Source organism: Ornatilinea apprima (assembly GCF_001306115.1).
Classification (GTDB): domain Bacteria; phylum Chloroflexota; class Anaerolineae; order Anaerolineales; family Anaerolineaceae; genus Ornatilinea; species Ornatilinea apprima.
This window is the reverse complement of record NZ_LGCL01000028.1, coordinates 21758-30605: the sequence shown is the minus strand read 5'-3', so window position 1 is coordinate 30605 and position 8848 is coordinate 21758. Positions and strand designations below refer to the sequence as shown.

Sequence of the window (8848 nt, the reverse complement as noted above, 5' to 3'; positions counted from 1 at the left end):
TGTCTTTGATTTCATATTCCCGGCTGGCTTGCATCAATCCCTTCTGACCGGTGAGCAGTTCTAGAACAACTTTTGCTTTGAATTCCGCGGTAAATTTCCTGCGTTCTCCCATTCTGGACCTCTTTCTAGAATCTTATTCTACCCCTTTAGGGGGTGTCCAGTTTTTGGGGTCCATTACACAGGTTTTCGTACTTTGGAAGTTCATCGGGAGAAATGGGTAATGGAGGTGAAAAGAGCAAGTTGGTTTTGCCAGCCCGGATTTCACCACAAATGAGTTGGCCAAGATATCCCCACTTGCTGCAGGAAATTTGGAGAACGTTTGGGGTGGATACCTGGTGCTTAAACGCCTCTGGTTCAAATACAGGTTCAAAACAAGCCATTACCGCTGCACATAAGCGCTGTGCAGAGAAATGGACAGATTGAGGGTTGGGTGAATGAGAAGGCAAGTCCATTATGGAAAATTTTTGGAATCCCTGATTTATAGAATTTATATTCTATTTTATCATGAATGTGGATTGTGTTTGATGGTTGTTGCCTTGTGCTCGATTTTCATTGACAAACTGTATGACAACATCTATCATATAGAAAGTGTCCCACCCTCTACCGCTGTATCAGGGGGCGTAACAGTGTGAGGAACCATGCCCGGAAAAATTGTCAATCATTTTCGCATTCTACTGGCTCAAAAGGCAACCAGCATGTAACACGACATCGCAATAATGTCGGATTGGGTATGCAAGAAGTGGCAAACCGATAGATCACTAGCCCTTGCCCACGACTTGAAATATCTGAAGGGGTGACCGGTAAAACTGAGTAAAAATGACCGCGGTACAAAAAAAAATCTAGAACATGACAAGAAATTATTTGATATGGATTAATCCTTCCAAGCTTTGAATTGGTGCGTCACTTCAAAGCAAAAAGATATGCTGAAAAATCATCATCATCAATCTATATTCAATCAATGGTTAGTATCATTTCAGGATGAGTACAAGCTGGATTTGTCAGTTTTTTCGGAAAGGTCGATGGCAATCTTAAGAGATTGGGCATTAACGGAAAAATAATTCGACAAAAAGGTCTGAAAAATTTTTATGGCGCGAACTACAATGTCTGAGACTTTTTTATCCACTCAACCAATTAAGACACAGCATAATCCGGCAAGCCGATGCAATTTTTAGTTTATGTTACTTAAAAACACGGCTGATAACAAATAATGGTTTGCTGTCTCAAATGTTTATTTCGCGCGGCAATTGGTTGTTACCATTTCAAGCCCTCCACCCTGGCGCTGAACTTCGAACCTCGCATCTCTTCGCAAAGTGTCCACCCCTATGTTGATTTTGAATGGGTAAAGCTCAGGTAGATGAACCAGGTCGTCAAATGGAATGGCCTCTGATGGATGTGCAGTGAGCGCACAGGTCAATAGCCAACTTTGCAATTCTTCCGCAGCTGAAAAGTGGTGTGATACGATACGATACTTCTTAACCTGATCAGTATTTGCTAGCGCCCCCCAATTGGTAAGCGAAGCAATAATTCGTTCTACAGATCGATCCAATGCCCCCAGATGCCCATATTCGCCGGCAATACGGTCTTTGATCATTTTTCGGGTGATGATTTCCTCAGCACGGCTGATCTGCCCAATCGCTGCCACAACTTTGCGGAAGATTGGATAACAAACCAGGGTCATCCCATAATGCAGCCAAAGCCGCTCTTCAGATGTTGATAAGGTTGGAAATAAAGCTAAAGCTTCCTGGCGAATGCTGGGAGCAGTTTTTTCTGTTTTAACCCATATTGCAGATAGAACATCGATGGTTTTTCTTTGTGCATCTATTCCGGTAACGGTTCCTGAAATCGTTTCAGCCAATCGCTGACGAATGGTTAATGGCTCAATATTTTGGATACACAATGATGCTGTAACATCCAACCAATCAAGCGTAATCGTTCGGCTAAATCCAATACCTTTATCCATTATTTGCTCTCTTTGGTGATTTGTATAAAGGGAACGATGACCTCATCAATAGAAACGCCGCCATGGGTAACGACAACTTCCCCATTGGGAGCAAAAGCATCCCGTCCCTCTGGCATTAATGCAGCCATCTGGTCGGGTAAGAGACCATCATTATCCCATAAAATTGTGTCCGAAAACGCATTTTGAACGTGCAAGGCGGCCAATCGATCTTTATAAATGCGCACTCGTTTTCCTCGCGTTTGTGCCACCAAACCTTCCGAGGGTTGCCCCACGCCAGCTGCCTCTACATGCCCGTGATCGCTGGCGATGAATAGCGTATAACCTTGCTCCAGGTATGCATCGAGTTGTGCTTCAAGCGGCAGCGAATTTGGATGGTGAATTGGATCAAGCCATAGCTTGAGAGAAGATTGTTGATCAGCGGTGCCGAGGGTGGCATGATGCGCCAATTTATCGGTCGTGTCGTCTATCAAGCACCAGAAGTTTACCCTTGGATCCTGCAACTCTGGCAGTTGATCGATCTGGCGATCATAGTAAAGTGGTAAAAGCTTACAGGCTTTTTCAGCGATTCCCTCTCTTGACCAGAATAATTCCCAGGCTCGCGCTTCGGATACACGGTGGTCTATGTCATTCGCAAAATCGGACGGCCGCAGGCCTGAAATGAGGGCATATCTGGAAATGGAAGTGATGGTCGGAATTTGCGATAGAACGAGGTCAGTTCTAATCGTCCAATCTGCATGCCGCTGGCTCCATGCGGCAGCTACCACCTGCCAATCCATCAAAGATAAACCGTCGAGGACCAGCAGCACAACTTTACCCAATCTACCAAGATTACGAAGGTAAGCCAGGTAGTGAGGAATGTGATGCACATGGTGGGGGGTAGGCAAACGCTGCGCACCCAGAGCCGTGTAGTTCTGCCGCAACCAGTTTGTAAAAAGTGGATCAATTTCGCGCAAAATATTCAGATATACTTCTTTTTGTTCCTGGTGGGCGGCCAGGTGCGTTTGTAGAATCATATTACAGAGCTCTGCCCAGGTCAGTGCCAGTTCCTTCCACACGTTCCAGCCCACTTGTGCACCCGACTTGATCACACAGATCTGGTGATTGGCATCTTCCAGAAGCGTTGAAAATCGTTGAATGCGCACATCAACGAATGTGACCCCTGGACGAGCCCATGTTGGTAACCCTGTTTGTTTTTCAATCCTAATCGGTTGGATGGTTCCGCGGCGAACCAGGCCTGGCACCAGGTCTTGCAATTGCGGGTCGCGTTCGAATGGGATGAAATATTCGGTCTGGGTTTCTCTAATCTGCTTGTCCCAAATGGATTGATCAATCGATTTTTGCCATTCTTGTTGGACAAAACCCTGGAATGCCTGTGCATCCCGAATTAGAAGATCAACATCCCATTCTCGATATTCTGGAAATCCCTTCAAGGTTTCTACCAGGTGGTGCCGCAACAGGTCTGGAAGATCTAGCAGTTGGTGATGATAATCGCTCAACCAGCCTACCAGGGCGTGGGGACGGCTCAATATTTCTGGATCAGCCCCAAAAACTTCACGCAGTAAATAACCAATAGTTTTATTTCTGCTGAGCAGCTGATTGGGTTGCTGGCACGATTCGAGCTTTACGATCTGATCCGGGGTAAGCGCTTGCAGCACCGGGTACGCCAGATTGGGGAAATACTGATGCAGGGAAAGATTGATCTGGTAGGCGGGCTGATAAAGATCGTAGGGAAGGTCTTCCAACGCGCCGGTGGTGATGATGATGGATGGATGATCTGAAGTAAACGGCCGGGCTTCCTCAGCGCGGTGACGCAAGAGCACCGGGTCATCTTCTTGAACAACCTGGAATCCTCGACACACCAATTCCGCCATCAGTTTTTCTCCTGCCAGCAAGCGGTCTGGATCGCTAACCAGGCTAAGCGGATGGGTGTTTGAAGGGAAAAGGGATAGAATACTTGATCGCATTATTGCTGTTCATTACCTAAATTTGCAATTTCGGTAATCAGAATTGCTTCCATTTTTGGCAACTCGTGATCTAAGAATTCATTATATTTTCTCGATATTTCAGCCAGAATTTCCTCTGGAGATTTATCTACATAGAAATTTTTTGTAAGGATACTCCTGGAGTACACAGTAGACCACATCTTTCCGATTGCCTTGAAGGATCGCTTGAAAGGTGGTTCATTGAGACTGACAATCTCAAAAACTCTTTGCCTGATGTGATCCGGTCCTGGCCCTAAAACCAAGGATAACTTCAACCATTCCGGTCGATTATCGAATTGGAATAATAAAATTCGCCCTGAGCGTGTCCATCCCTGTCCCTGTTGTAGAATCGGTAAATCCCATTTTTTGGGAATGAAGAAAGTGTTTGTCTTTGATGAATGATCTAATTCCAATAGCGGATTCGACTCGATAAGTTCACACAGATAGTCCTTGATTTCAGCCTGCAGGTCGGGTCTATATTCATAAATTAGATCTAAAGCGCGTTGATGCTTGCGATAAATCTGTTGGCATAGTTTTTCAATCTCCGACTCTCCCACAATATACCTCCTGAGCATCTCTGCGTAATGGCTCATCAATTCCAATACATCTCTTCCTAAGGTTGTTTCGCGATTTCTGACAATATCCTCGGCCAATTGGCAAATAAGGGCATAGCTGATTGGAATGTAATCGGGATTACTGGCAATTGACCCGTCGGGGGTGAGGAACAATCCAACAATTCCAAATTTTGGGTAATGTTGTTGTACGACTTGTCTGTATCGAGATAGTTGATCGTCATGTTCTCCGGAATAGATTTTATTTTCAATCACTACCGCAAAATGGTGTTCGTCATCTAAAATCAAGATGTCAATTGATTGCCATTCGCGACGAATTTCGATATTGCCAAGGTCCCAGAGATCTAACTCAATCGGAGAAATGACCTGAGTTGAATCAGCTTGTGCGATGGCATCCTGCAGGAGCCGCTTGATGAAAACATCACCCAATCCATGGTTTTGGCGAGGATTGAGAAGGAATGCCAAGAAATCAGAATGACGAACTTCTTGCCGAATTGCACCCAGCGCCTCAAAAATATTAAACCGATCCAGAAGACTCTCCAGTTTTTCTAGTTCTGGATTATGAACAACAAGCTCTTGAAGGATCTTGAGAATCTCTGGATCAATGTTTGAAGCGGTTTGCATGCTTACCTTCTCTCTACTTCTTCCTTAGTAGCGCACTATCGTAATACATCAGCAAATCAGGATCTTCGCGCAGGACCGCCTCCGGCAGGCGCTCGGCTACTTTGATAATCGTCTCATACTCCTGGCGCTTGAAGCAGTCGGAAAACCCAAAACGAACTGCTTCACTGCGGAAGACTTTCAATCGGCCAGTGTTCTCGGTGTATTCTTTGAATTCTTTTAGCAGAGCACGCTGACGGACCTTTTCCAGATCGCTGGCTTTGTTGTGATCGGGCACATACCATTTGCCGTCCTCGTCCTGCAAAAAATTCTGCTTGAGCAGTTCGATCAATTCCAGCGGCTGTTCGTGCTTGGCGCGGTTCATCACGCGGTTAAAGTCGTTGGTCAGGTCTCCCTGGGTTTTAGGCTCACCGCCGGAGGCCGGATCAAGCTGCTGTCTGAGCCAGGTGATAGCGGTTTTCTCATCGGAGACGAAAAGCGAGAGTTGGGCGGGTTTGCCGGATTCCAGAACGGCACGGTCATATTCCGCCACCTGATCAGGAAGAAAGAACATGCCATCGCGGCGGGTAAAGCGCTGCTCCAGCCCGGCGTAGAATTCAGGCGCGGAAATGGGCACCATCACCCCGCGCTGGATATGGAAGGCCACCATGCGGTCAAAGAGTAAAAATGCCTGTCGCTCCGCATTGACAATAGTAATTCCATCCTTTAGAACAACAACCGGCAATTTTCCGAGGTGATACCGAATAAATTCCCAAACGCCATCCTCGGTACCAGCGTTTAGGCGAAATTTCGCTTCAAGATTTCCATTCGGTTTATAAGCAGAAATAACCAAATCTTGTTTTACAGCTGAATCGAATGTTAGTTGTTTTGTGGTTCCTTTTTGTTTGTCTAGCGTCCTCACATCAGCAACTATAAATCCTGCTTGACCAATTGCTTCTTGAATGGAATTCCATATTGAATTTTGTGAATTATGGAATTCAACAGTTATCCATCTCCCCGACTTTAGAATCCGATTAAATTCAGACAAACAACTTCGCATTAGCTCACTATAATCAGAAATCTCTTTCCTCTGAACAGAATTGACAACGGCTTCAGGTTTTTGGTCAGATTTTACTCCGAGCCAAGCCTCGATAAGAATGTTTAGCTCGGAATAATTTAAATTCCCTCCGAAAGGTGGATCTGTGAAAATATAATCGATGCTGTCATTTGGAATGTTCCGCAGATCAGTAGAACTTTGTGTCGAAATACAGACATTACTTCTGTCCGTTTCGGGTTTAATACGCCTTAAGTCCTTTATTCGTTCTTTAAAATAGTTTGTTATCGGAATTTCTGCAGTAATTTGTGACACGTACAATGTTCCAGATAAGGGGCCAACATGTCGATCATGAACTGGCATATATCGGTTCAACTTGCAGACTCTTTGAATACAACCAGTAAAAACATATAAAGCAGCGTCGCGAAGAGTTACATCTTTCAGGTGATTTATGGAATTCCAAATATCTGCCATCATTATCAAATTCCTTCTGGTAAAAAAATGATGGACGTGTGTAAATCCATGTGATTTCTTAGGTTGTTCGGTATTAAAACCATCTGGCAATTCAACAATAGGGATTCTATTTATAATGGATTCATTATCCAATTTTGCTAGTAAAGCGATATCACGATCATCGGGAAACTTCTCAAATCTTTTTTTTCCAACTGAATAATTAACCAAAACGGGAACCTGTTTCGCTTGCTTTAAGGTTGTGTGTAATTCAAGATCAAATTTTAATATCCAAGTTCTTTCTAAAGTTTTGTTTGTTAAAGCAACTTTACAATTTGGACATAATAATACCTGAGGGGGAGGCATGCCAGGACCTTTAAAAACCAAATCCCAATATATAAGTTCTTGGTTGCATTCTGTGCAATGGAAAACATCAGACCAAACCACATAATTGATATCACCCATTATTGAGGAATGGGGTTTTATCGCATTGACTCTCCTTGAGATATCTTTTTCGCCTCTCACCCAACCGACATGGTTAGTTGTAACCAATTCAGAATGTTTTTTTTCTATATTGCTAATTATCTTTTCTATTGTTTCTAGATACTTCCTCCACGAACGAATGGAGTTTGAATTTGCAGCAATAAAGGTAGCTGCTGGACTTAAATCCACTAATATTGCTTTGCGAACTCCCTTATTTTCAAATTCTTTTCTTGCACATAACTGACTCGCAACACCAGTCATTCCAGTTCCACAAAACCCATCAAAAATAATGTCGCCTGGAGATGTGTAGTGAAGTATGAATGGAACAATAGCATCAGGTGGTACTTTTGTAGAATAAGAGTGCGCAAAATACAAGGGGTCGTTTTTTCCTACTGATATATCTTTTACAAAAGGCCCTCTCGAAACATAACTTCCAGATGAATTTGAATTTTCTTGAATGAATGCGGCAATATACGGGTTTGGACAAGCTGTATAATTTTTTGGAATGGACAACCTTAATATGTCATCATCTGAAGCAATAGGCGTCCCATCGATTTCCCGTTGTTGTGAAATTATCTGCCGTAAATCTTCCAGTATGTCTTCGGATATATCATCATCAGAAGGACCTCCAATATTCGAAAAAGCATCCTCGCCTGGGAAGAGAGTATCCTGAACCTCATTTTCAGTTTTCTTTTTAATCACCATCATTTACCTCACTTAAGTATTTTGCAACCAAGGGTAACATTCTCTTAAATGTGCTTATTCCTCCACCACCCCCATAGCATGTGCCACCAAATGAAGATGGAAGATATCCACGAAGCACAGAAAAATTATAATTGTCGCCTCGCAAAGATGAGTGATTCTCAAAGTATTCAATCCATTTTTCAAGAATATCTTCGCTTGGTTGATATATTTTGTCCTCTTTTATCGTTCTTAGTTCTTCTGTGAGATAGTATACAATTTTCATATTGCGATCAAGAAACATAAGCGCACCGTAGTAGCATTGCTTAAAATGGCCTGTTAGATTATTACCATCGGTATTAAAATGCCTAGCAAGCAACATCTTTGCACCTGGGAGATATTCATTTCCCCTTAGCCATTCCACGAAGGAATCCATTGATTGATAATCTTGAGGATTTACGGGATTTTCGGCAGGGGGAACAAATAATTCATCTAAACTTCTTTGAATCTCGCTTAGTTCATCAGGACTATCATCTGGTTTCTTGCGAAGACTTTCAATGATTGGTTCCGAGGTAGACACCCAATTATTAAATTCCTCCAAGTTGATATTACTCAGTTTTTGAGGAAGATTTGTTTCAATTTTTTTAAGAATATTATCTGCTTCATCATCAACAAACTTTAATAACAATTCTATATTCGTTGAAAAACCTCCATCGGAAAAATTGGAGGATCCCAAAAGGGCAATTTTATAATCAGCTGCATACACTTTAGCATGTAATCTAGAACTAATAGACAAATCTATTGTCCTACCATCGTGAATTAATGTATCCATTAATGCCAGAAGGCATCTGGGTTCAATCGCACCCGACAACCAATCTTGAGGATTAAGACGAGTCCAGAATTGAAGTACTGGTACATCTCCTAGATTATCAACAAGGAAATTAATGCTTCGATCAGAATAGTATGGCGAGCAAATTAGAATTCTTTCTTCCGCAACCTGGATGACTTCACTTAATGCAGACCAATTTGGAATAATTAATTCTGGCATTTTTCATCCTCAAAGTAA

Annotated in this window: 5 protein-coding genes; all 5 read right to left on the bottom strand. The window is 43.0% G+C overall.

The annotated features are described in order from the left end of the window. Window positions 1-1228 precede the first annotated feature (1228 nt). The 5 genes from ADN00_RS13205 to ADN00_RS13185 are packed head-to-tail and all read right to left on the bottom strand — an operon-like array spanning window position 1229 to window position 8830. Window positions 1229-1960: a hypothetical protein gene (locus ADN00_RS13205; protein WP_075063467.1), complete on the bottom strand. Its 732-nt coding sequence runs from the start codon at window positions 1958-1960 to the stop codon at window positions 1229-1231. Then, window positions 1960-3924, bottom strand: a complete 1965-nt coding sequence (gene pglZ / locus ADN00_RS13200; RefSeq protein WP_082390126.1) for a BREX-3 system phosphatase PglZ — start codon at window positions 3922-3924, stop codon at window positions 1960-1962. Before pglZ ends, ADN00_RS13205 begins: the two co-directional genes overlap by 1 nt. After that, entirely contained in the window at window positions 3924-5138 is a 1215-nt protein-coding gene (locus ADN00_RS13195) for a PDDEXK-like family protein (protein WP_075063465.1), read from the bottom strand. Before ADN00_RS13195 ends, pglZ begins: the two co-directional genes overlap by 1 nt. Before the next feature lie 13 nt (window positions 5139-5151). Next, complete coding sequence (locus ADN00_RS13190) at window positions 5152-7809, bottom strand: DNA methyltransferase (RefSeq protein WP_201781196.1); 2658 nt, start codon at window positions 7807-7809, stop codon at window positions 5152-5154. Continuing rightward, the gene (locus ADN00_RS13185; protein ID WP_075063464.1) at window positions 7796-8830 is read right to left on the bottom strand and encodes a phospholipase D-like domain-containing protein; all 1035 of its coding nucleotides are present in this window, start codon (window positions 8828-8830) and stop codon (window positions 7796-7798) included. Before ADN00_RS13185 ends, ADN00_RS13190 begins: the two co-directional genes overlap by 14 nt. Between the last annotated feature and the right edge of the window lie 18 nt (window positions 8831-8848).

What these genes read in the sequence shown, in the direction of transcription:
- ADN00_RS13190 (WP_201781196.1), bottom strand. Translation starts at nt 7,809, where the DNA reads ATGATGGTGATTAAAAAGAAAACTGAAAATGAGGTTCAGGATACTCTC.
- pglZ (WP_082390126.1), bottom strand. Translation starts at nt 3,924, where the DNA reads ATGCGATCAAGTATTCTATCCCTTTTCCCTTCAAACACCCATCCGCTT.
- ADN00_RS13185 (WP_075063464.1), bottom strand. Translation starts at nt 8,830, where the DNA reads ATGCCAGAATTAATTATTCCAAATTGGTCTGCATTAAGTGAAGTCATC.
- ADN00_RS13205 (WP_075063467.1), bottom strand. Translation starts at nt 1,960, where the DNA reads ATGGATAAAGGTATTGGATTTAGCCGAACGATTACGCTTGATTGGTTG.
- ADN00_RS13195 (WP_075063465.1), bottom strand. Translation starts at nt 5,138, where the DNA reads ATGCAAACCGCTTCAAACATTGATCCAGAGATTCTCAAGATCCTTCAA.